The organism is Sinorhizobium garamanticum (genome assembly GCF_029892065.1).
GTDB lineage: Bacteria > Pseudomonadota > Alphaproteobacteria > Rhizobiales > Rhizobiaceae > Sinorhizobium > Sinorhizobium garamanticum.
Genome location: NZ_CP120374.1, coordinates 1,878,200 through 1,898,901 on the forward strand (window position 1 = coordinate 1,878,200; position 20,702 = coordinate 1,898,901).

The 20,702-nt window shown below is 62.3% G+C and carries 20 protein-coding genes; 11 read left to right on the forward strand and 9 right to left on the reverse strand.

Annotation, left to right across the window (positions count from 1 at the left end; genetic code table 11):
* Positions 1 to 7: 7 nt before the first annotated feature.
* Genes PZN02_RS28655 through PZN02_RS28665 form a run of 3 tightly spaced genes read right to left on the reverse strand, consistent with a single transcriptional unit; the run spans position 8 to position 3,135 of the window.
* A complete protein-coding gene (locus PZN02_RS28655) occupies positions 8 to 895 on the reverse strand; it encodes a carbohydrate ABC transporter permease (RefSeq protein WP_280662323.1) in 888 nt (295 codons plus the stop codon).
* A complete protein-coding gene (locus PZN02_RS28660) occupies positions 888 to 1,844 on the reverse strand; it encodes a carbohydrate ABC transporter permease (RefSeq protein ID WP_280662324.1) in 957 nt (318 codons plus the stop codon). Before PZN02_RS28660 ends, PZN02_RS28655 begins: the two co-directional genes overlap by 8 nt.
* Positions 1,845 to 1,848: 4 nt before the next feature.
* Positions 1,849 to 3,135, reverse strand: a complete 1,287-nt coding sequence (locus PZN02_RS28665; RefSeq protein WP_280662325.1) for an ABC transporter substrate-binding protein — start codon at positions 3,133 to 3,135, stop codon at positions 1,849 to 1,851.
* A gap of 212 nt (positions 3,136 to 3,347) precedes the next feature.
* Between PZN02_RS28665 and PZN02_RS28670 the strand changes: the two genes are divergently transcribed.
* From PZN02_RS28670 to PZN02_RS28700, 7 genes are all read left to right on the forward strand, one after another.
* The gene (locus tag PZN02_RS28670) at positions 3,348 to 4,025 is read left to right on the forward strand and encodes a TetR/AcrR family transcriptional regulator (RefSeq protein WP_280662326.1); all 678 of its coding nucleotides are present in this window, start codon (positions 3,348 to 3,350) and stop codon (positions 4,023 to 4,025) included.
* 123 nt (positions 4,026 to 4,148) lie between these two features.
* The gene (locus PZN02_RS28675) at positions 4,149 to 5,297 is read left to right on the forward strand and encodes a Gfo/Idh/MocA family protein (protein WP_280662327.1); all 1,149 of its coding nucleotides are present in this window, start codon (positions 4,149 to 4,151) and stop codon (positions 5,295 to 5,297) included.
* Positions 5,298 to 5,300: 3 nt separating this feature from the next.
* Positions 5,301 to 6,464 carry a dihydrodipicolinate synthase family protein gene (locus PZN02_RS28680; protein WP_280662328.1) on the forward strand — a complete coding sequence of 388 codons (1,164 nt, stop codon included), beginning with the start codon at positions 5,301 to 5,303 and terminating at the stop codon, positions 6,462 to 6,464.
* A gap of 7 nt (positions 6,465 to 6,471) precedes the next feature.
* On the forward strand, positions 6,472 to 7,893 hold the full coding sequence (locus PZN02_RS28685; protein ID WP_280662329.1) for an enolase C-terminal domain-like protein: 1,422 nt from the start codon (positions 6,472 to 6,474) through the stop codon (positions 7,891 to 7,893).
* Positions 7,894 to 7,912: 19 nt separating this feature from the next.
* Complete coding sequence (locus PZN02_RS28690) at positions 7,913 to 8,737, forward strand: sugar phosphate isomerase/epimerase family protein (protein ID WP_280662330.1); 825 nt, start codon at positions 7,913 to 7,915, stop codon at positions 8,735 to 8,737.
* Between the two features lie 166 nt (positions 8,738 to 8,903).
* Positions 8,904 to 10,211 (forward strand): Gfo/Idh/MocA family protein, encoded by a 1,308-nt coding sequence (locus PZN02_RS28695; RefSeq protein ID WP_280662331.1) that lies wholly within the window; start codon positions 8,904 to 8,906, stop codon positions 10,209 to 10,211.
* 209 nt (positions 10,212 to 10,420) lie between these two features.
* Positions 10,421 to 10,567, forward strand: a complete 147-nt coding sequence (locus PZN02_RS28700) for a DUF1127 domain-containing protein (RefSeq protein ID WP_280662332.1) — start codon at positions 10,421 to 10,423, stop codon at positions 10,565 to 10,567.
* A 92-nt stretch (positions 10,568 to 10,659) separates the two neighbouring features.
* Here the strand turns inward: PZN02_RS28700 and PZN02_RS28705 are convergent, their stop codons facing one another.
* The 4 genes from PZN02_RS28705 to PZN02_RS28720 form a co-directional block, all read right to left on the reverse strand.
* Positions 10,660 to 11,544, reverse strand: a complete 885-nt coding sequence (locus PZN02_RS28705; protein WP_280662333.1) for an aldose 1-epimerase — start codon at positions 11,542 to 11,544, stop codon at positions 10,660 to 10,662.
* A 6-nt stretch (positions 11,545 to 11,550) separates the two neighbouring features.
* Entirely contained in the window at positions 11,551 to 12,501 is a 951-nt protein-coding gene (gene araH / locus PZN02_RS28710) for an L-arabinose ABC transporter permease AraH (protein WP_280662334.1), read from the reverse strand.
* 2 nt (positions 12,502 to 12,503) lie between these two features.
* On the reverse strand, positions 12,504 to 14,030 hold the full coding sequence (araG, locus tag PZN02_RS28715) for an L-arabinose ABC transporter ATP-binding protein AraG (protein ID WP_280662335.1): 1,527 nt from the start codon (positions 14,028 to 14,030) through the stop codon (positions 12,504 to 12,506).
* A 68-nt stretch (positions 14,031 to 14,098) separates the two neighbouring features.
* Positions 14,099 to 15,082, reverse strand: coding sequence for an arabinose ABC transporter substrate-binding protein (locus PZN02_RS28720; RefSeq protein ID WP_280662336.1), 984 nt, complete (start codon positions 15,080 to 15,082; stop codon positions 14,099 to 14,101).
* A gap of 192 nt (positions 15,083 to 15,274) precedes the next feature.
* On the opposite strand from PZN02_RS28720, the gene PZN02_RS28725 reads away from it, so the two are divergent.
* From PZN02_RS28725 to PZN02_RS28735, 3 genes are read left to right on the forward strand one after another with little or no spacing between them, the layout of a single operon-like run.
* Positions 15,275 to 16,054, forward strand: a complete 780-nt coding sequence (locus tag PZN02_RS28725; protein WP_280663311.1) for a FadR/GntR family transcriptional regulator — start codon at positions 15,275 to 15,277, stop codon at positions 16,052 to 16,054.
* 45 nt (positions 16,055 to 16,099) lie between these two features.
* On the forward strand, positions 16,100 to 17,248 hold the full coding sequence (dgoD, locus tag PZN02_RS28730) for a galactonate dehydratase (RefSeq protein WP_280662337.1): 1,149 nt from the start codon (positions 16,100 to 16,102) through the stop codon (positions 17,246 to 17,248).
* 32 nt (positions 17,249 to 17,280) lie between these two features.
* Positions 17,281 to 18,060: an SDR family oxidoreductase gene (locus PZN02_RS28735; protein ID WP_280662338.1), complete on the forward strand. Its 780-nt coding sequence runs from the start codon at positions 17,281 to 17,283 to the stop codon at positions 18,058 to 18,060.
* A gap of 101 nt (positions 18,061 to 18,161) precedes the next feature.
* On the opposite strand, the gene PZN02_RS28740 is transcribed toward PZN02_RS28735, so the two are convergent.
* Both PZN02_RS28740 and PZN02_RS28745 read right to left on the reverse strand, forming a co-directional pair.
* Positions 18,162 to 18,452, reverse strand: a complete 291-nt coding sequence (locus PZN02_RS28740; protein ID WP_280662339.1) for a DUF982 domain-containing protein — start codon at positions 18,450 to 18,452, stop codon at positions 18,162 to 18,164.
* Positions 18,453 to 18,695: 243 nt separating this feature from the next.
* Positions 18,696 to 18,947 carry a DUF982 domain-containing protein gene (locus PZN02_RS28745; protein ID WP_280662340.1) on the reverse strand — a complete coding sequence of 84 codons (252 nt, stop codon included), beginning with the start codon at positions 18,945 to 18,947 and terminating at the stop codon, positions 18,696 to 18,698.
* A gap of 417 nt (positions 18,948 to 19,364) precedes the next feature.
* Between PZN02_RS28745 and PZN02_RS28750 the strand changes: the two genes are divergently transcribed.
* Positions 19,365 to 20,462 (forward strand): DUF475 domain-containing protein, encoded by a 1,098-nt coding sequence (locus tag PZN02_RS28750; RefSeq protein ID WP_280662341.1) that lies wholly within the window; start codon positions 19,365 to 19,367, stop codon positions 20,460 to 20,462.
* Positions 20,463 to 20,702 lie beyond the last annotated feature (240 nt).

A 20,702-nucleotide genomic window follows, 5' to 3' on the forward strand; every position in this document is an offset into this window, starting at 1 on the left:
CCCGCGATCAGCGCTTCATGCCGGTGGTGGCGATGCCTTCGATCAGAAGGCGTTGGAAGAACAGGAAGAAGAAGAACACGGGCACGAGCGACAGCGTCGACATGGCGAAGAGTCCGCCCCAGTCGGAGGTGCTGCTCGAGTCGACGAAGGTCCGGAGGCCCAGCTGGATCGTGTAGGTGTTCATGTCGTTCAGGTAGATCAGCGGTCCGAAGAAATCGTCCCAGGTCCAGATGAAGGAGAAGATCGCGGCCGTTGCCAGCACCGGCAGCGAGAGCGGCAGCATGATCTTCCAGTAGATGCGCCAGGCACCGCAGCCATCCATCATCGCCGCCTCGTCGAGTTCGCGCGGAATGCCGCGGAAAAACTGAACCATCAGGAAGATGAAGAAGGCGTCGCTTGCCAGGAATTTCGGCACCACGAGCGGCAGGAAGGTGTTCACCCAGCCGAGATTGAGGAAGAGCACATATTGGGGAATGAGCGTCACGTGATAGGGGATCATCAGCGTCCCCAGCATGATCGCGAACCAGAAATTGCGCCCGGCGAAGCGAAGCCGGGCGAAGGCGTAGGCCGCGAGCGAGCAGGCGACGACGTTGCCGATCACCGTCAGCACGGACACGACGAGCGAATTCCAGAAGAAGCGGCCGAAGCTGACGTCGAGGCCGAACCAGCCGCGCAAATAGGATGCGAAATCGATCGATGACGGCCAGAGCGAGGTCGAGGCGAAGATCTCGTCCTCCGGCCGCACCGACGCGGAAATCATCCACAGGAGCGGGTAGAGCATCGCGATCGAGGCGGCGATCAGGCCGGCGTGGACAAGGACCGACCCCAACGGGCCGCGGCGGCCGAGCGGTGCCGATGACGGGGCGGTTACGGAGCTCATGATCGCGTCAGTCATCGTAGTGCACCCAGTAGCGAGAGGTCAGGAACGAGAAGGCGGTGAAGAGCGCGATGATCAGCACCAGGATCCAGGCCAAGGCCGAGGCATAGCCCATGCGGAAGTTGCCGAAGGCTTCCTGGTAGAGATAGAGCGTATAGAAAAGCGTCGAGTTGATCGGTCCGCCGGTACCGCCGGAAATGATGAAGGCCGGGGTGAAGGCCTTGAAGGCATCGATCGTTTGAACGACCGCATTGAAGAAGATGACCGGGGTCAAGAGCGGCAGTGTGATCTTGTAGAACTGCCGGAACTTCGACGCGCCGTCGAGGCTTGCGGCCTCATACATATCGGTCGGGATCTGCCGGAGACCGGCAAGGAAGATGATCATCGGCGAGCCGAATTGCCAAACACTCAAGACGACGAGCGTCCAGATCGAATAGTTCGGATGCGAGATCCAACTCGGGCCCTCGATGCCGAACTGGGCAAGCAGACTGTTGATGAGGCCGTCGCCGGCAAAGAGCTGCCGCCAGAGCACGGCGATCGCGACGCTGCCGCCGAGCAGCGACGGCAGGTAGAAAATCGCGCGGTAGACGGTGAGTCCCCGGACGCCGCGATCGAGAAGGATGGCGACGAGCAGCGCAAAGCTGAGCTTGAACGGCACCGAAAGCACGACATAGAGGAAGGTCACCTGCATCGCGGCAGCGAATTTCGGATCGGCTGTCGCGATGCGCACGTAATTGGCGGTCCCGACCCATTCCGGCGCGCGGATCAGGTCGAAGCTGGTGAAGGAGAGATAGAGCGAGGCAACCGCAGGCCCGAGCGTCAGGCCGAAGAAGCCGATGAGCCATGGCAACAAAAACATGTAGCCGGCTCCGTGCTTCGCCCAGATGGAGGCCCATCGGCCCTGTGCGGCGGGGCGCACTTGGGCGCCCGCACCGACGACGACAGCGGAATCCTGCACGGCCGCCATCTCCTCAACCTCGCGACAGGATCTGTGTGACCTCGTTCACCAGCGTCTCGCCGCCCTGCTTCGCGTCGAGCTGGCCGAAGGCCACCTGCTCGGCGACGCTGCGCAGAGCGAGTTCCGCCTCACCGGCACCCGATGGCGGTGGCGGCGGCAGATCGCCGACGAGCGCTCCGAGCCCGGAGACATATTCGAGTGCTGCCCGCCCGAGGTCATCGAGCGACGGCGCGAGCGCCTCGCGCACGGAGGCCGATTCCGGCACGCCGCGTTCGACGCCGAGGATCTTGGCGGCTTCCGGATCCTTGACGAAGAAGTTGACATATTTGGCGCCGAGTTCCGGATCGCTGCTCTTGGCCGATACCGAGAAGAACATCGATGGCTTGCGGTAATGGCCGCCCTTGGCATCCTTATTGATCAGCGCATGGCTCCTCAGCACGATCTTGTCTTTGTTGATCGCCTGATAGCCGACGAGCTGGTTGGAGTGGGCGTAGGACGTCGCCGCCTTTCCGAGCGACAGGGGACTCGTCTCGATATTGAACTGGTCGAGCGCCTGAATATCGGCCGGCACGCAGGCCTTGTCCTCGCGCATCTTCTGCCACATGGCAAACCATTCGGCCCCGTCGTTCGCGTCATAGGCGATCTTGCCGTCCGCGGTGAAGAGGGCCTTGCCGCGCTGGCGGAGCCAGTTTTCGAGGAGCGGCTCGACGCCGCTGCCGTCCGAGAGGCCGTAATAGCCCTTGCGTTTGCCCGCTTTGGTGATCTCGAGACCCATGCGGGCGAGCTCGTCCCAGGTGGTGGACGGCGTCGGCAGGTCGACACCGGCTTCCTCGAAGGCGACCGTGTTGACCATCATTGCCGTCGAGTTGGCGCCGAGGCTGATGCCGTAGAGCTTGCCGTCGACGCTGCCGCCCTTGATCTGCACCTGGTCGAAATCCTCGACCTTGAGCACCGAGCCGAGGTAGCTGTCGAGCGGTGCGAGAGCGCCGCGCCGCGCATATTCGACGATATAGCGGTAATCCATCTGGATGACGTCGGGCGCGTTGCCGCCCGCCACTTGCGTCGCCAGGCGCGGCCAGTAGTCGCTCCAACCGAGGAATTCGCCGTTGATGGCAACCCCGGGATTCGCCTTTTTGAAAAGCTCGCTGACCTTGTTGGTGCGGTCGGCGCGGGTCTGCGATCCCCACCAGAGCAGGCGCAGCCGCGCCTCCTGCGAGAACGCGCGGGGTGCCAGCGCGGAATATGAAAGAAGTGCCGCTCCTCCTGCAAGCACACTGCGTCTGCTGATGCGATGCGTCATTTGTTCCTCCTCCCTCGGGAGCGCCTCCACAACGCTCCGTCTCATAGTCGTGTTGTTGAGACCTCTTGCAATAAATAACTAATTGGTTACAAACTAGGGGCAAGCAAAGATCGTGTCAAGCAGTTGTGTGAAGTGCTGTCATTATCTTGTAAATTTTCTTTACGATGTCGCATCGAATGCCGCCGAAGGCAAGAGGTGCCGGAGGTGATGTAATGGAAAAGCCGCAGGCGGGTCCCAGAGGAAGGAATGGAAACGGCGAGCGCGCTGAACGCTCCGCGCAGCGCGATCCCGAGCGGACGCGCGCATCTATCCTCGCGGCCGCCACCAAGGAGTTCGCGGAGAACGGCATGGGCGGGGCGCGAGTCGATGCCATAGCCGAGCGAGCCGGCATCAACAAGCGCATGCTCTATCACTACTTCGGCGACAAGGAGCAGCTCTACCTCGCCGTCCTGGAGGAGGCCTATATCGGCATAAGGACGGCTGAAAAATCGATCAATCTCAGTGACTTGGAGCCGGAACAGGGCATCGCCGAGCTGGCAATGTTCACATGGAGGTACTTCCTCGAGCATCCAGAGTTCCTGAGTCTGCTCGGTACGGAGAACCTTCACCGCGCCCGCTGGCTGCGTCAATCGACCCGGCTCAAGGAGCTGCATTCGCAACTCATGGGCAAGCTTTCCGACCTGCTCGACCGCGGCAGGGCAAAGGGCCTCTTCCGGGAGGATGTCGACCCGTTGCACCTCTATCTGACGATGGCGGCGCTCGGTTATTTCTACCTCTCGAACCAGTACACGCTGTCGACGATCTTTGGTCGTGATCTCGCGGAGCGTGCCAATATCGAGGGCTGGGAACGTCACATCGTTCATGTGACTTTGGCTTCGATCAGGCGCTGAATCTTCGACATGTCGTTTTTTTTGTTGACAGGCGTGGCTTTTCTCTGCCACAAAGTAACTGTTTAGTTACTGGCTTGGGAGGGCTGGGTCCGCTCCCGTGAGGCCTGGCAGGGAGGAGACCGCATGCCACGTTTGGGGATCATATTGCACGGCGTCACCGGCCGCATGGGCTACAACCAGCACCTGGTGCGCTCGATACTGGCCATTCGCGATCAGGGTGGGGTCACGCTCAAGTCCGGCGAACGGCTGGAGATCGACCCGATCATCGTCGGCCGCAACCGAGACAAGATGGAGCAACTCGCGAAGCGTCATAATATCGCTCGCTGGTCGACAGATCTCGATGCGGCGCTAGCCGATCCCAACGACCAGATCTTTTTCGACGCTGGCACGACGCTGATGCGCGCCGAGCTCATCGGCAGGGCGCTCGATGCCGGCAAGCATGTCTATTGTGAGAAGCCGATTTCCGATGATCTCGGCATAGCCCTTAAACTCGCCCGCAAGGCGCGCGCCTCCGGTCTCAAGCACGGCGTCGTGCAGGACAAGCTGTTCCTACCCGGACTTCGCAAGCTGGCGCTGCTCAGGGACTCGGGCTTCTTCGGGAAGATCCTCTCGGTGCGCGGCGAATTCGGCTACTGGGTCTTTGAAGGCGATTGGGGCGTGCCTGCCCAGCGTCCCTCCTGGAATTACCGCAAGGGCGACGGCGGCGGCATCATTCTGGATATGCTCTGCCACTGGCGCTACGTGCTGGACAACCTCTTCGGCGAGGTCCGGGCCGTCTCCTGCCTCGGCGCCACCCATATACCGACCCGCGTCGACGAGCAGGGCCGCACCTATGACTGCGATACGGACGATGCGGCCTATGCGACCTTCGAGCTCGACGGCGGCGTGATCGCGCAGATCAATTCCTCCTGGACGGTCCGCGTGCGCCGCGACGATCTCGTCACCTTCCAGGTCGACGGCACACATGGTTCGGCCGTCGCCGGGCTGACGAAATGCTGGACCCAGCACCGCGTCAACACGCCGAAGCCGGTCTGGAACCCGGATCAGCCGCAGACCATCGACTTCTACAAGACCTGGGATGAAGTGCCGGACACGCAGGTCTTCGACAACGGCTTCAAGGCGCAATGGGAGATGTTCCTGCGCCATGTCGCCGAGGACAGTCCATGGCCCTACGGGCTGGAGGCAGGCGCCAAGGGCGTGCAGCTTGCGGAACTCGGACTGAAATCCTGGGCCGAGCGCCGCTGGCTCGATGTACCGGCATTGGAGTTTTGAGCGATGACCAGCATCGATCTTCCTCTTGAAGGCAGGCTTACGCGTTACGAGCTCATCGGACGGCCGGTTCCGTTGCAAAAGCGTGCACCGGCGGATTTCCCGCGAGTTGCCTTTGCGGCGGCGCACGTCGTCGCCGACCCGCTTGCCGATAATGATCCGTGGCTGACGCCGGCGATCGATTGGGAACGGACACTCGCCTTTCGCCACCGCCTCTGGGACCTCGGCCTCGGCGTCGCCGAGGCGATGGACACGGCCCAGCGCGGCATGGGCCTCGGCTGGCCGGAAGCGCGTGAACTCATCCGCCGTGCGCTTGCCGAAGCGCGCGGGCGCTCCGGGGCGCTGATCGCCTGCGGCGCAGGCACAGATCATCTGGCGCCAGGCCCCGATGTCTCGATCGACGATATTCTCAAGGCCTATGAGAGCCAGATCGAAGCGATCGAAGCCGAAGGTGGGCGGATCATCCTGATGGCGAGCCGGGCGCTCGCGGCAGCGGCGAAGGGGCCGGAAGATTATATCCGCGTCTATGACCGCATCCTTTCGCAGGTGAAGGAGCCGGTGATCATCCATTGGCTGGGCGAAATGTTCGATCCGGCGCTCGACGGTTATTGGGGCAATGCCGACCATCTGGCGGCGATGAAAACCTGCCTTGCTGTCATCGAAGCGCATGCCGAAAAGGTCGACGGCATCAAGATATCGCTGCTGTCGAAGGAGAAGGAAATCGCGATGCGGCGCCGGCTGCCAAAGGGCGTGCGCATGTATACCGGCGACGACTTCAATTACGCCGAGTTGATCGCCGGCGACGAGGAGGGGCACTCGGACGCGCTGCTCGGCATCTTCGATGCGATCGCGCCGGTGGCTTCAGCGGCGCTTGAGGCGCTCGGCAAAGGGCGCAAAGGCGAATTCTTCGAATTGCTGGAGGCGACCGTGCCGCTGTCGCGCCATATCTTCAAGGCGCCGACGCGCTTCTACAAGACCGGCGTCGTCTTCCTCGCCTATCTGAACGGCCTGCAGGATCATTTTGTGATGATCGGTGGGCAGCAGAGCGCGCGCTCGCTTGCCCATCTCGCCGAACTCTTCCGTCTGGCGGACAGGGCGGGCGCTCTTGCTGATCCGGAACTGGCGATCTCGCGCATGCAGCGCGTCCTCGCTGTCCACGGCATCGATTGAAGCCGCCATGACCGAGGCTCCCGTGGTCAGGCTCGTTGAGGCGGATATCTTCGAGCGGCAGGTCGGCTTCCGCTTTCCTTTCCGATTTGGAGCGGCGCGTGTCGAGAGCGCGCCGCAGGCCTTCGTTCGGGTGAGGATCGCGGACGAAAGCGGCCATGAGTCCACCGGCTGGTCGGCCGAGATGATGATGCCGAAATGGTTCGACAAGAATCCGGTCCTTTCGCCGGATGACAACGTCGCGCAGCTTCGCGCGTCGCTCCACCTGGCTATCGAAAGCTTGCGGGCGGTTGGCGCAGCGACGCCCTTCGGGCTGCATGCCGCCGTCGAGGCCGATCATCACGAGGCGGCTGCGGGCCGGGGCCTCCCGCCGCTCGTGGCGTCGTACGGCCTTGCGCTCGTCGATCGCGCCATCATCGATGTCGTGTGCCGGATGAAAGGCGTAAGTGCGGTCGACGCCATCAGGCACGATCTGCTCGGCATCACCGATGCCACCGCAACGGACCTTGCGGGTTTTGACCTCGCGGGCTTTCTCTCGCGGCTCGAGCCTTCGCCGCGGCTCGCCGTGCGTCATACCATCGGCCTCGCCGATGCGCTGACCGCCGCCGATCTAGCGTCGGAGCAGCGGCTCAAGGACGGTCTGCCGCAGACGCTCGAAGAGGTGATTGCCGCTTATGGGCACCGCTATTTCAAGATCAAAGTGTCCGGGCGCCCAGCCGAAGACCTAGAGCGCCTGATAGCCATTGCCGCGGTGCTCGATCGCACGGTCGACGGCTATCGGGCGACGCTCGACGGCAACGAACAGTTCGAAAGCGCCGATGCGGCGGCCGACCTTCTTGATCGCCTGCAGAAGGAGCCGCGCCTTTCCAGGCTGCGCCGATCCCTTCTCTTTTTCGAGCAGCCGATCGCGCGTGCCGAGGCGCTGTCGAAATCGGTCGCCGGGCTCGCGCAGCGCATGCCGCTCGAAATAGACGAGTCCGACGGCGACGTCGGCGCCTTTCCGCGCGCCCGCGACCTGGGCTATGCTGGCATCTCCTCGAAATCCTGCAAGGGTTTCTACCGGGCGCTGATCAACCGCGCGCGCGTCGAGAAATGGAACCGCGAGGCGGGCGCTTCCCGGTATTTCATGTCCGCCGAGGACCTGACAACGCAATCAGGCCTCGCGCTCCAGCAGGATCTGGTCCTGGCCGCGCTCGTCGGCGCCGGCCATGTCGAGCGCAACGGTCATCACTATGTCGACGGCATGGGACGGGCCCCGGCGGGCGAGCAGGCGTCTTACCTCGCTGCCCATGCGGATCTGTACGAGGGCGCGTCCGGACGGGCACGGCTCGTCATCCGGGGCGGCGAAGTCACTTTCGGAACCGCCTTGGGGGCGATCGGTCTCGGCTCCTCGGTCGAGCCGGACTGGGCGTCGATGACGGCGGTCTCATGAACAGCGGGAGGAGAACATCATGCAGGTCGAGGGGCTTTCCATCAATCTGGCGACGATCCGCGAGCAGTGCGGTTTTGCTGAAGCGGTCGACATCTGCCTGCGGCACGGGATCACGGCGATCGCCCCGTGGCGGGACCAGGTGGCAGCGGTTGGGCTCGATGAGGCAGTCCGCATTGTCAAGTCCAACGGCTTGAGGCTCACCGGTCTCTGCCGCGGCGGCTTCTTCCCGGCGGCGGACGCAGCGGGTCGAGAGAAGGCCATCGACGATAACAGGCGCGCAATCGACGAGGCGGCCGCGCTCGGCGCCGATTGCCTGGTGCTGGTCGTCGGCGGTCTGCCCGGTGGATCGAAGAACATCGATGCTGCCCGCCGGATGGTCGAGGATGGCATCGCCACGGTGCTGCGGCATGCGCGCGCCGCCGGCGTTCCGCTTGCGATCGAGCCCCTGCATCCGATGTATGCCGCCGACCGCGCCTGCGTGAACACGCTCGGCCAGGCGCTCGACATGTGCGAGGCGCTCGGCCCCGGCGTCGGCGTCGCGATCGACGTCTATCACGTCTGGTGGGACCCCGATCTCGCCAACCAGATCGCGCGGGCGGGCGAAATGAAGGCGATCCTCGCACACCACGTCTGCGACTGGCTGGTCCCGACCAGGGACATGCTGACGGATCGCGGCATGATGGGCGACGGCGTCATCGATTTGAAGGGGATTCGGCGCCGGATCGAGGCAGCCGGCTTTCATGGGACGCAGGAGGTCGAGATCTTCTCAGCCGAGAACTGGTGGAAGCGGCCGGCCGAGGAGGTGATCGCCACCTGCGTGGAGCGTTATCGTAGCTCCTGCTGAGATGGGTTCCTCGATCATGCTTCTTACAAGTTGGGTGACAGGACCGGCGGAAAACACCTTGACGCTCGCGGATTTCAGCCACTAGCATGTATGTTGAATTTACATGTTGTGCTAACCACAGCCGCCAGTCGCGCGGCTTCACTCCAGACAGGATTGCGTGAGGAAGATGGACAACAAACGTCGTTTTGCGCTGGTCGGTACCGGCAACCGCGGCACCACGATGTGGGGCAAGTATCTACTCGCCGGTTGGCGCAGCGAGGTGGATCTCGTCGCCATTGCCGACACGAATGCGCTCAGAGCCGAACGCGCGCGCACGATGATTGCCACCAACGCGCCCATCTACGGCAATGTCGACACGATGCTTGCCGAAGCGCGGCCCGATCTCGTGATCGTCTGCACGCCCGACGACACGCATGACGACATCGTCGTACGCGCGCTTGAAGCCGGTGCCGATGTCATCACCGAAAAGCCGATGTCGACGACCGTTGAAAAGATCCGCCGCATTCTGGACGCCGAGAAGCGCAACGGCCGGCGGGTTGACGTCTCGTTCAACTACCGCTTCGCGCCCACTGCGGCGCGCATCAAGGAACTGTTGAATTCCGGCGAGATCGGCCGAGTGACCTCCGTCGACTTTCATTGGTACCTCGATACCAGGCACGGTGCCGACTATTTCCGTCGCTGGCACGCCTATACGGACAAGTCGGGCAGCCTATTCGTGCACAAGGCGACCCACCATTTCGACCTGCTGAACTGGTATCTCGACAGTGATCCGGATGCCGTCACGGCGTTTGCCGACCTGCAGATGTACGGCCGCAGGGGTCCCTTCCGCGGGCCGCGCTGCAAGCTCTGTCCTCACAAGAATGAATGCGATTTCTACCTGGATCTCGAAGCCGATCCATTCCTCGACGCGCTCTACGAGGACCCCTCGGAGATCGACGGTTACTTCCGCGACGGCTGCGTCTTCCGCGAGGATATCGACATTCCCGATACGATGGTCGCGAACATACGCTACCGCAACAATGTCCACGTCTCCTATTCGCTGAACACCTTCCAGCCGATCGAGGGCCACCACATCGCCTTCAACGGAACGAAGGGCAGGATCGAGCTTCGCCAGTACGAGGACCAGCCGTGGGAGATGCCGGAGGAGGACGTCATCCTGCTGGTTCGCAATTTTCCGAAAGGCCGCCCGGGAGTCGAGCGCATCGCCGTGCCGCATTCCCCCGGCGGGCACTATGGCGGCGATGATCGGCTGCGGAACATGCTTTTCAAGCCAGATGCGACGGACCCGTTGGGGCAGCGGGCAGGCGCCCGCGCCGGTGCGATGTCCGTCCTCTGCGGCATCGCGGCACTCCAGAGCTCGCGCACGGGCAAGCTGGTCCGGCTTGCCGATCTGATGCCGGAGCTCTTCGAGGACGAGTTCGGCTCTGTTCCCCGATCCGCGGCGCAAGTTTCTGCCTCTGCCGGTCGGCAATGAGTTTCAGTCGGCCGCTCCTGCAGCTTAGCTGAACGCTTCCTCGCGCCGTCACAATTGGTCACGCTCGCACCCATGCATTTGACGCATGGGTGCGCTGACATATGAGCGCTGCAATCCCCCGAGGTCAGTCACTATATGTTGCGCATCGAAGCAAGCGAGGCGCCACGGACTGGCAGCCAGGCTTCGAAAGCCCATGAAAGGGGATCAAAATGAACGTAGCACGCTCTTTTAACAACTGGCGTAAGTACCGTCAGACGGTCGCCGAGCTGGGCCGTATGTCGACGCGCGAACTCAACGACCTTGGCATTACCCGCGGCGATATCCATAGCGTCGCCCGCGCCGCTGTCGGCCGCTAAGGCTCGGACACGGGTACGCCCACTTCAGAACTGATTTAGATTTGTTCAAGGCGCCTGCACCTCCCAGCGGGCGCTTTTGTTTTGCTCCGCTCTCAGCGTATGGGCGTCAGATGAAACCTGACGGTGCCAGCGAGACTTTGTCCGTGCTTCAACGCAACGAGGCCGCCGGCTTCGTTCGGCATGTTGTGAGCGTTCGGCAGATGCGTCATCGGCTCGAAACAGAAGAAGTCCGCGTCCGCACCCGGCGAATAGATCATGAAGCACCCGAACGCGCCTTGAGTTTCAAGCCTTAAGGCAAGCTGACGCTCGGGCCATTCGATCGAGGCGTCGCCGTCCCAGCCGTCATAGGCATTGTTCATCCAGTGAGCGGGGAGCACATTGCCCTCGGTGAAATCGAGCGTGCGGGGAATTGGGCCGGGAACGTCGGGCAGGTGTCCGATCCTCTCGCCCCAGATGCGCTTTGCCCTCGCCCGGAGCCGCGTCCCGGCCGTGCGAGGAAAGAAGGGGTGGTGCCCCAATCCAAAGGGTAAGCGGCGAGCCGATATGTTCGTGACCGTCAGGGAGAGAACCAGAGTGCTGCCATCAAGCCGCACATCCTGCACGGCCTCATAGGCATAGGGACTACCGGCTCGCTCGGCGTGCACAAAGGAAAGTGTCGCTTGTTCGCCGCTGTGCGATTTCAGCTCCCATTCGCTGAGCCATCCATCGCCATGCAGGCAGAATGGATCGCCTGATGTATTCGGCTCGAGGAAGAAGCGCTCGCCATCGAAGGTGAAGCTGTTGCCTTCTATCCTGTTGCCGAAGGGCACGAGCGGGAAGCCCGCCTCCGCTCCAAACCGCTGCGTCGCGATTCCGGCGGTCGCAATCGGCTTCACGAACGGGATGCCGCGCCAGGCGGCGGCGATGAGCGAGCCGCCAAAGCGGCTCAGCTCGATCGAGAGCTCGTCATTCTTGAGATGCAGGACATCGTTCGGCATTGCCGATCAGACGCGCTGTCTGCCCGCGACCGAGCGCAGATTGTCGAGGAGGACCGCGAGCAGCAGGATCAGGCCGCGGACCACGTATTGATAAAAGGCCTGGATGTTGAGCAGGTTCATGACGTTTTCGGCGATGCCCATGATCAAAACGCCGACGATGACGCCGGTCATCGCCGCGCGGCCGCCGGCAAGCGACACGCCGCCGAGCACGCAGGCCGAGATGACCGAGAGTTCGAGGCCCGTCGCGGCATTGGGCTGTCCGGAGGTGATGCGCGAGGCAAGCAGCACGCCGGCAACGGCACAGACGATGCCTTGCAGCGCGAAGATCCAGATGCGCATGCGGGCGACGTCGACGCCAGCGAGACGCGAGGCCTCCGGATTGCCGCCGATCGCCAGCGTGTTCTTGCCGAAGACGGTTCGGTTCAGCACGAAGCCGAAGACGATGAAGAACAGGCCCATCACCCAGATCGGAGTCGGGACGCCGAGGAAGCGCGACAGCGCAAGCTGATAGAAGCTGGGATCGTTGATGCCGACGGCGCGGCCGTCCGACGCGATCAGCGCGAAGCCGCGGACGATCTGCATGGTCGCAAGCGTCGTGATCAGCGCATTGATGCGAAAGCGGGCGATGACGACGCCGTTGATCGTGCCGACAAAGCCGCCGCACAGCACGGCGGCCAGCAGCCCAATCAGGATCGAGCCAGAGGCGTTCGAGGCCATGACGGCCACCATGCCGGAAAACGCCACCGTCGAGCCGACGGAAAGGTCGAAATCGCGTGAGGCGAGGCAGAACATCATGGTGCAGGCAATGATGCCGATGGTGACGACCGACTGCAGCAGGCCGAGCATATTGCGTTCGCTGAGGAAATTCGGAACCGTCAGCGACACGATGACGAAAGCGACCGCGAAGATGACGACGAGGCCCTGTTCGCCGAGAAGGATTTTTTTCAAAGAGGTCATCGTCACTGCACCTGTGAGAGGGGAAGGTCTTTGGTGTTCTTGATGTCGGGAAGGGCTGCCGCGAGGATTCGCCGCTCATCGAATTCCGCGCGCGGCATGTCGGCCGCCAGTCGACCCTCGCACATCACGATGATGCGATCCGTGATGCCCATTACCTCCGGCAGCTCGCTGGAGATGACGACGATCGCCATGCCCTGTTCGGCGAGCCCGTAGAGGATTTCGTAGATCTCGGATTTCGCGCCGACGTCGATGCCGCGCGTCGGCTCGTCGATAATGAGAACCTTGACGCCTTCTTCGGACAGCCAGCGACCGAGAATGACCTTTTGCTGGTTGCCGCCCGAGAGGTTGACGATGTCCTGACGGCGGGACGGCGTTCGCACCCGAAGCTTGGCGATGAACTTGTCGGCGAGCTCGCTTTCCTTCTTCGGGTTGATGATGCCAAGGCGAGAAAAGTGGCGGCGCGAGGAGATCGCCATGTTCTCCTCGATCGACCGGCCCTGGACGATGCCATCGAACTTGCGGTCCTCCGGGCAAAGAACGATGCCGGCACGGATCGACTTCGGCGGGCTGTCTGCCGGTACCGCCGCGCCATCGACCGACACGCTGCCCTGGCTGCGCGTATCGGCTCCATAGACGAGCCGCGCCATCTCGCTGCGGCCGGCGCCGATCAGGCCGAAGAATCCGACGATGTCGCCGCGCCTGACGGAGAAGCTCAACGGGACCTTCAGTTTTGCCCCCGCGATGTTTTCGACCCGCAGCCGCTCGGCGCCGAAGCTGCGTCCCCGCCAGCCCCAGATGTTTGCGATTTCACGCCCGACCATCTCCGAAATGATCTGGTCGCGCGTCACCTTGGCGATGTCGGTGTGATGGGCGGCGAGCTTGCCGTCGCGCAGCACCGTGAGGCTGTCGCAAAGCCGGAAGATCTCGTCGAGGCGATGCGAGACGTAAAGAATAACGGTACCATTCGCGCGCAGGCGCTCGATGAGGGCAAAGAGGATTTCGCTCTCGCGGGAGGACAGCGAAGAGGTAGGCTCATCGAGAGCGATGACGCGCGCATCGAGCATCACCGCCTTGGCGATCTCGACCATCTGGCGCTCGCCGATCGAAAGCGATGCGACCTTGGCGGTTGGGTCGACATCGATGCCGATCTCGGCCAGTTTTTGGGAGACGACGCCGACGAGTTTCCGCCGGTCGATCACGCCACCCTTGCCGGGGAAATGGCCGAGCCAAAGGTTTTCGGCGACCGTCAGCTCCGGCACGAGCTGCAGTTCCTGGTGAATGACGATGACGCCCGCATGGAAGGCGTCGCGCACGGAACGGTAGTGCTGCAGCTCGCCGTCGATGCGGATCTCGCCCTCATCGGCCGATTGGTCGCCGGACAGAACCCGGATCAGCGTCGACTTACCGGCGCCGTTCTCGCCCATGAGCCCGTGGACGGCGCCCTTGCTGACGGCAAAGGAGACATCCGAGAGCGCCTGGACGCCGGGGTAGCCTTTGGAAATGGATCGGAATTCGAGGAAGTCCTGCATGCGCTGCTCCGAAGCGAGGTGCCCGGCGGTACGAGTACCGCCGGGCTCGATGGCGTCGAAAGGGACGATTACTCGATGCCGAGTTCCTTGCGGACGGCTTCGTAATTGTCGCGAAGCGCGAGCTGGCCGGCGGTCAGGATCAGCTTTTCCGGCTCCTTCTCGTTGGCAATCCACTCGTACATATTGAGCGCGGTTTCGTAGCCGTGACGCTTCGGCGAGATGATGACGGTGCCGAAGAAGCCGGTGGCGGCGGGCTTCTTGAACTCGTTGATCGCCGACTCCGCGCCGCCGATGCCGACGCCGATCATGCTGTCGGCGGGAATGCCGACGGATTCGGTGGCGCGCACGGCGCCGAGCACCGCTTCGTCATTGAGGCCGACTGCGACCCATTTCTTGATGCCGGCGTTCTTGTTGAGCACGATCGTCGAGGCGTTGAGTGCGGCCTCCGTATCGGTCTTTGCCTGCGGCGCGTCGAAGATGTTGGCTTCCGGGAAACCGTTGGCCTTGAGAACGGAAAGGGCGCCTTCGACGCGGTCGACGGCGGTCGGCAACTGGTCGTAGGAGACACGGATCGCCCCGACCTCCTTCATGTCCCAGCCGCGCTTCTTGATCTCGTCGACGATCGCCTGGCCGACGGCCTCGCCGATCTTGGTGGCCGAGATCCCCATGTGCGGCACATCTTCGATCGGACTGCCGTCGGCGTTGACCAGGCGGTCGTCGACGGTCATCAGCTTGAGGTCGTTGGCGGCAGCCTTGGCGACGATGCCCGGGCCGAGCTTGACGTCGGGCGTGCAAACGATGAAGCCCTGTGCGCCCTGGGCCCCGAGATTGTCGATGGCCGACTGGACCTTCTCGCCGTCTTCGGCGCCAATCTTGACCAGCGTGAAGCCTTTTTCCTTGGCGGCAACGTCCGCAAACTTCCATTCGTCCTGGAACCACGGCTCCTCGGGCTGTTTGACGATGAAGCCGATCTTGACGTCGGCGGCGAATGCCGAAGTGGCGGCGAATACGGCGACGGTACCAGCCAGAATGGCTGCCTTGATGAAGCGCATGATGTCTCTCCCCTGGTGAACTGCCTCCTGCAGTTGGCATTTGTGTATGATGAATCATCATATTCGTCAATTGCCTTTGTATGATGAATACGATAGTGATGTATGACAGTGAACGCGTGCGCTTCGGCGCGCTGTCGCCAGTTAGGGCGATCTGCGCTATGGAGCATCGACTTGATCAGCGTGGGGAAGGCGATGGCAGCGGAAGGGCAGGAGCATCAGGGTATCGTGGCGGAACGGCTGCAGCGCCGTCCGCGCGTCCAGAAGAACATCACGCGGGCCATTGCCTCCGACATCTGCGCCGAGATCTTTCCGGTCGGTACGTTCCTGCCTCGCGAAAACGATCTTTGCGAGCGTTATGGCGTCAGCCGCACCGTGATCCGGGAATCGTTGAAGATCCTAGAATCGAAGGGCATGGTGCGCGGCCGTTCCCGCGTCGGCACGGTCGTCTGCAACAAGGAAGAGTGGAACATTCTCGATTCGCAGGTTCTCGAATGGATCGGCGAGCGCATCTTCGAATTCGATCTGCTGAACTGCATCCTGGAAGCGCGCCGGGCAATCGAGCCGGCGGCGGCGGAATTTGCTGCCGAGCGCGCGACGGTGCAGGAAATCGCCGATCTTGAACGCGCCTGGCGCGATATGCGTGACGGCGAGCGCGACGTCGCGGACTTCACGGAGGCCGACGTCGCCTTCCACACCTGCCTTCTGAAGGCGAGCCATAATCAGGTCTTCCTGCAACTCGTCGGCATCATCCAGGCCGCGCTCAAATTCTCGCTGCACGCTTCAAACGAAGCCGCCGAACGCCGGGATGAGGCCATCGACATCCATGGCGAGCTGGTGGAGGCATTGCGCATGCGCGACAAGGCGGGCGCGCGCGAATGCTCGATGCGCATGCTGGATCTTGCGGCACGCGACCTCGCGGCGGCCGTCAAACGGCACCGGCCCTCAGGCGCCGGTCTCCTGAACAACCCGTGAAACGGGCAGCCCGCCCGTTTGCTCTTCCCCAATGGACATCACGTCATGAAGATTACCAAGCTCACCACCTATATCGTTCCGCCGCGCTGGCTGTTTCTCAAGATCGAAACCGACGAGGGCATTGTCGGCTGGGGCGAGCCGGTGGTTGAAGGCCGCGCGCTGACGGTCGAGGCGGCCGTGCATGAACTCGCCGATTACCTCGTCGGCAAGGATCCGTTCCTGATCGAGGACCACTGGAACGTGATGTATCGCGGCGGCTTCTATCGTGGCGGCGCTTTGCATATGAGCGCTCTCGCCGGCATCGACCAGGCGCTCTGGGACATCAAGGGCAAGGCTCTCGGCCAGCCGATCCACCAGCTGCTCGGCGGCCAATGCCGCGACAGGATCAAGGTCTATTCGTGGATCGGCGGCGACCGGCCGAGCGACGTTGCGCGCAATGCCAAGGACGTCGTCGCCCGCGGCTTCAAGGCGATCAAGCTCAACGGCTGCGAAGAGATGCAGATCGTCGACAGCAACGAGAAGATCGACAAGGCCGTCTCGACCATCGGCACCATCCGCGACGCGATCGGCCCGCATGTCGGCATCGGCGTCGACTTCCATGGTCGCGTGCATCGGCCGATGGCCAAGGTACTCGCCAAGGAACTCGAGCAGTTCAAGCTGATGTTCATCGAGGAGCCGGTGCTGTCGGAAAACCGGGAGGCGCTGAAGGAGATCGCCAACCATTCGTCGACGCCGATCGCGCTTGGCGAGCGCCTCTATTCCCGCTGGGATTTCAAGTCGGTCCTGACCGATGGCTATGTCGACATCATCCAGCCCGATCTTTCGCATGCGGGCGGCATCACCGAGTGCCGCAAGATCGCGGCGATGGCGGAAGCCTATGACGTGGCGCTGGCGCCGCATTGCCCGCTGGGGCCGATCGCGCTCGCCGCCTGCCTTCAGGTCGATGCCGTCAGCTACAACGCCTTCATCCAGGAGCAGAGCCTCGGCATCCATTACAACGCCGGCAACGACATCCTCGATTACATCTCCAACAAGGAGGTGTTCCGCTACGAAGATGGTTTTGTGTCGATCCCGCAAGGGCCAGGCCTCGGTGTCGACGTCGACGAGGCCTATGTCATCGAGCGTGCGCGCGAAGGCCATCGCTGGCGCAATCCGATCTGGCGCCACGAGGATGGTAGCGTCGCCGAGTGGTGACGCGGGATTAGATGGCTAAAGGAGGAAAGATCATGGGCAACCGGCTCGATGGCAAACGCATCGTCATAACGGGCGCGGCGCAGGGCATTGGCCTCGCCATCGCCGAGATCTTCCACGGCGAGGGTGCCAGCCTGTTCCTGATCGATCGCGATGGGCCGCTTCTGGAAAAGGAAGCAGAAAGACTCCAGGCTGAGGGCGGCACGGTCTCCTCGGCGGTCGCCGACATTGCCGATGCTCCCGCAATCGCGGCGGCCTTTACCAGGGCGGAGAAAACCATCGGGCGCCCCAACGCGCTGGTCAATAATGCCGGCATCAACGTCTTCGCGGAACCGCTGGCGACGAGCGATGCGGACTGGCAACGCTGCTTCGACGTGAACCTCAAGGGCACCTGGAATTGCTGCAAGGCGGCGCTTCCGGGCATGATTGAGGCGGGCGGCGGGGTCATCCTCAACATCGCCTCGACACATGCCTTCACCATCATTCCGCACACCTTCCCCTATCCCGTTGCCAAGCATGCACTCATCGGCATGACGAAGTCGCTTGGGATCGAATATGCATCGAAGGGAATCCGCGTGAACGCCCTGGCCCCGGGCTATGTGCTAACCCAGAAGGTGATCGACTACTGGAATAGCTTCCCCGATCCGGCAGCGGCCGAAGCGGAAACGATGAAGCTGCATCCGGGCGGGCGCATCGCCACCGCCGAAGAGATCGCCCGCGCCGCCCTGTTCATGATTTCCGATGAGTGCACCTTCATGAATGCCACCTGCCTGACGGTCGATGGCGGTCTCAGCGTGCTGCATCATCCAGCCTGATGGGCCTCCACTGCGTCGCGGCACGGTAAAGCCGCTCACGATCCAAGCTCAGATCAGGAGATTTACGCGTCGCATCGCCGGGCATGCCGATGGGAACGCATTCATTCCAGGGGCCGGAATCCATTGGTTCTGCCCTCCGGCGCCGGACCTGCGAGGATCGTCAGAAAGGCCTCCCGCGAAGCGCAAATGAAGGCCGCGCGTGCTTCGCTCGGGCTTTTCTGGCGTTTAAGCGCCGCCTCGCAGGTGCGCACCGCATAGCTGTAATAGGCGCCACCGCGAACGGGCCATTCGCTCTGCAGACACTTCATTGCGTCGAGCGGACCGATGACCGTGCGACATCTCCCGTCCAGCATGCTGATACTGACCGGCGCCTTCCAGGGAATTTCGTACATCGCTTTCCTTTCCTGCCCCGAGCGGGGCATCGGCGCGGGGGTGAGGAACGAGCGAAATGGGATTCCGCGCATCCCGCGTGCTGGAATGGTTTAGGCCGTTTGGCCGAATACTTTCAGACCAGCTGGTCCGGATCATGCTGGACGACTTTTAACTTGTGGCATCATGATTTCCGAAAGATCGAATCCGACTTTCGGGCTGATGCTCTTGTGCGGCGGAGCCACAGGCTTCCGGGTTGCGAATGCCTATTGGCTCCGGATGGAGATGTGCGCCTCTTCGGCAGCCTTGATAAATGCCCTTCGTGCCCTCTCGGTCTTGACCTTGCCCTCGAGCGCCTGCAGGCAGACGCGTTTTGCAGCGGCAAGGGCGCGCCCGTCCTGATGGGGCCACCGCAGCATCAGGCACTCGACGGCCTCGCGCGTGCTTTTCACGTCGCGAAATTTGCCTGCGTCACCGAGTTCCAACCGGACACTCTTGTCCCACCAGAAACTGTGCATGGCGCGTTGCCTCACAGGGTTGTTATTGCTGGAATTTAAACCCGTTTAGCCGGCTTTGGTTCCATCCATGCTGCCAGAACGGCGTGAATGTGTCGCGCAATTCCAGCGTCATGCACGCCCTATGAGGCACCGACTGCCAGTCCACCCTTGACGAGGCGTTTCGCATCGCTAAGTAAAAAGGCGTCCCGCCTTTTAGACATCGAACCGCGGGATGAACTTTGGTGCCGGGCCCCTCTGGCGAGAGTTTTACGGCGCTCTCGTGATGTCGGTACCGCCAGCAAATAAGCCGGCGGATTTAGCTACCATGAAAACCCAACTCATGCCCAACGCATGTGCCTGTTCGGCTGTGCGCTTTTTCCTCACAGGAGACCTCTCGTTTGCAATCACCGAGGCACCTCGTGCCGGGGAGGATCGTCCATGATCCGGCCCCGTTCGCACTCGCCCGCACTCGGTTATTTCAGATGGGCCTTCATCGTAACGGCCCTCGGTCTGCTGCTTGGCGTCTGGCTCGGCTGGCAGTCGACCGGTACGTTCAGCGGCACGATGACTGTCTTCTTCATTTGTGCGGTGCTCGCTGTCCTCGAAATCTCGCTCTCCTTCGACAACGCCATCGTCAACGCCAACAAGCTCAAGGACATGACACCGGCCTGGCAGCATAGGTTTCTGACCTGGGGCATCATCATTGCCGTCTTCGGCATGCGCATCGTCTTTCCGCTGCTGATCGTCGTCATAGCCGCCAATATCGGGCCGATCGACGCGGTAATCCTTGCGGCGGTCCGCCCCGAAGAATACGCCCGCATCATGAACGACGCGCATCTGCCGATCGCCGCCTTCGGCGGAACGTTCCTGATGATGGTCGGTCTCACCTACTTCTTCGATCAGGAGAAGGATGTGCACTGGATCGCCTGGCTGGAGCGCAAGATGGCGCGCTTCGCAACGATCAAGGGCATCGAAATCGCCCTTGTCCTGAGCGTCATCCTGGCGTTCTCGACCTTGCTCGAAGCCGAGCACGTGCACACCTTCGTCTATGCCAGCATCTATGGTCTGCTCACCTTCCTCATCGTCGAGGTCGTCGGCGGTCTGCTCGATGCTTCGCAACAGACGATGAGCGCGGCGGCGAAGGGCGGTTTCGGTGCGTTCCTCTACCTGGAAGTGCTCGATGCCAGCTTTTCGTTCGACGGTGTCATCGGCGCCTTCGCCTTGACGCAGAACCTGTTCATCATCGCGATTGGCCTCGGCATTGGCGCCATGTATGTCCGCTCGATGACGGTCATGCTGGTCGAGAAGGGCACGCTCAACGAATTTCGCTACCTGGAGCATGGTGCTTTCTATGCGATCCTGATCCTTTCGGTGGTGATGTACTTCCAGACGTTGATCCACATTCCGGAGGTCATTACCGGTCTCGGTGGCGCCGGCCTCATCGGTCTCTCGCTCTGGTCGTCGATCCGTCACAATCGGCGCGACGCGGAGGCCCGTGAGGACCAGCCGCACGCGCGGTTTCGCGTCGAGGCGTAAGAGCGAGGCCAAGCGCCACTGCATGTTTCCTTAAATCGTCGCCGATCTAAGGATAAAACGTGCAGCAATTCAAAGTGCTACAGCGCCGCGCGCCTTAATTAGACGCGCGGCGCTGTAGAATCGTTGTCGAGAAACGGCCCGGCGGATACCCGCCGGGCCGTTCTTGCTGTGGCTTGATGTTGTGTAAATAAGCGATATCTAAAACATTGATCTGGGTCAATGTGACTTACAGCGATGCGG

Coding starts and splice junctions, on each gene's coding strand:
- PZN02_RS28675 (WP_280662327.1), top strand. CDS start 4,149: ATGCCACGTTTGGGGATCATATTGCACGGCGTCACCGGCCGCATGGGC.
- PZN02_RS28695 (WP_280662331.1), top strand. CDS start 8,904: ATGGACAACAAACGTCGTTTTGCGCTGGTCGGTACCGGCAACCGCGGC.
- PZN02_RS28670 (WP_280662326.1), top strand. CDS start 3,348: ATGGAAAAGCCGCAGGCGGGTCCCAGAGGAAGGAATGGAAACGGCGAG.
- PZN02_RS28680 (WP_280662328.1), top strand. CDS start 5,301: ATGACCAGCATCGATCTTCCTCTTGAAGGCAGGCTTACGCGTTACGAG.
- PZN02_RS28705 (WP_280662333.1), bottom strand. CDS start 11,544: ATGCCGAACGATGTCCTGCATCTCAAGAATGACGAGCTCTCGATCGAG.
- PZN02_RS28735 (WP_280662338.1), top strand. CDS start 17,281: ATGGGCAACCGGCTCGATGGCAAACGCATCGTCATAACGGGCGCGGCG.
- PZN02_RS28665 (WP_280662325.1), bottom strand. CDS start 3,135: ATGACGCATCGCATCAGCAGACGCAGTGTGCTTGCAGGAGGAGCGGCA.
- araH (WP_280662334.1), bottom strand. CDS start 12,501: ATGACCTCTTTGAAAAAAATCCTTCTCGGCGAACAGGGCCTCGTCGTC.
- PZN02_RS28700 (WP_280662332.1), top strand. CDS start 10,421: ATGAACGTAGCACGCTCTTTTAACAACTGGCGTAAGTACCGTCAGACG.
- PZN02_RS28690 (WP_280662330.1), top strand. CDS start 7,913: ATGCAGGTCGAGGGGCTTTCCATCAATCTGGCGACGATCCGCGAGCAG.
- dgoD (WP_280662337.1), top strand. CDS start 16,100: ATGAAGATTACCAAGCTCACCACCTATATCGTTCCGCCGCGCTGGCTG.
- PZN02_RS28660 (WP_280662324.1), bottom strand. CDS start 1,844: ATGGCGGCCGTGCAGGATTCCGCTGTCGTCGTCGGTGCGGGCGCCCAA.
- PZN02_RS28655 (WP_280662323.1), bottom strand. CDS start 895: ATGACTGACGCGATCATGAGCTCCGTAACCGCCCCGTCATCGGCACCG.
- PZN02_RS28720 (WP_280662336.1), bottom strand. CDS start 15,082: ATGCGCTTCATCAAGGCAGCCATTCTGGCTGGTACCGTCGCCGTATTC.
- araG (WP_280662335.1), bottom strand. CDS start 14,030: ATGCAGGACTTCCTCGAATTCCGATCCATTTCCAAAGGCTACCCCGGC.
- PZN02_RS28745 (WP_280662340.1), bottom strand. CDS start 18,947: ATGCACAGTTTCTGGTGGGACAAGAGTGTCCGGTTGGAACTCGGTGAC.
- PZN02_RS28750 (WP_280662341.1), top strand. CDS start 19,365: ATGATCCGGCCCCGTTCGCACTCGCCCGCACTCGGTTATTTCAGATGG.
- PZN02_RS28740 (WP_280662339.1), bottom strand. CDS start 18,452: ATGTACGAAATTCCCTGGAAGGCGCCGGTCAGTATCAGCATGCTGGAC.
- PZN02_RS28685 (WP_280662329.1), top strand. CDS start 6,472: ATGACCGAGGCTCCCGTGGTCAGGCTCGTTGAGGCGGATATCTTCGAG.
- PZN02_RS28725 (WP_280663311.1), top strand. CDS start 15,275: ATGGCAGCGGAAGGGCAGGAGCATCAGGGTATCGTGGCGGAACGGCTG.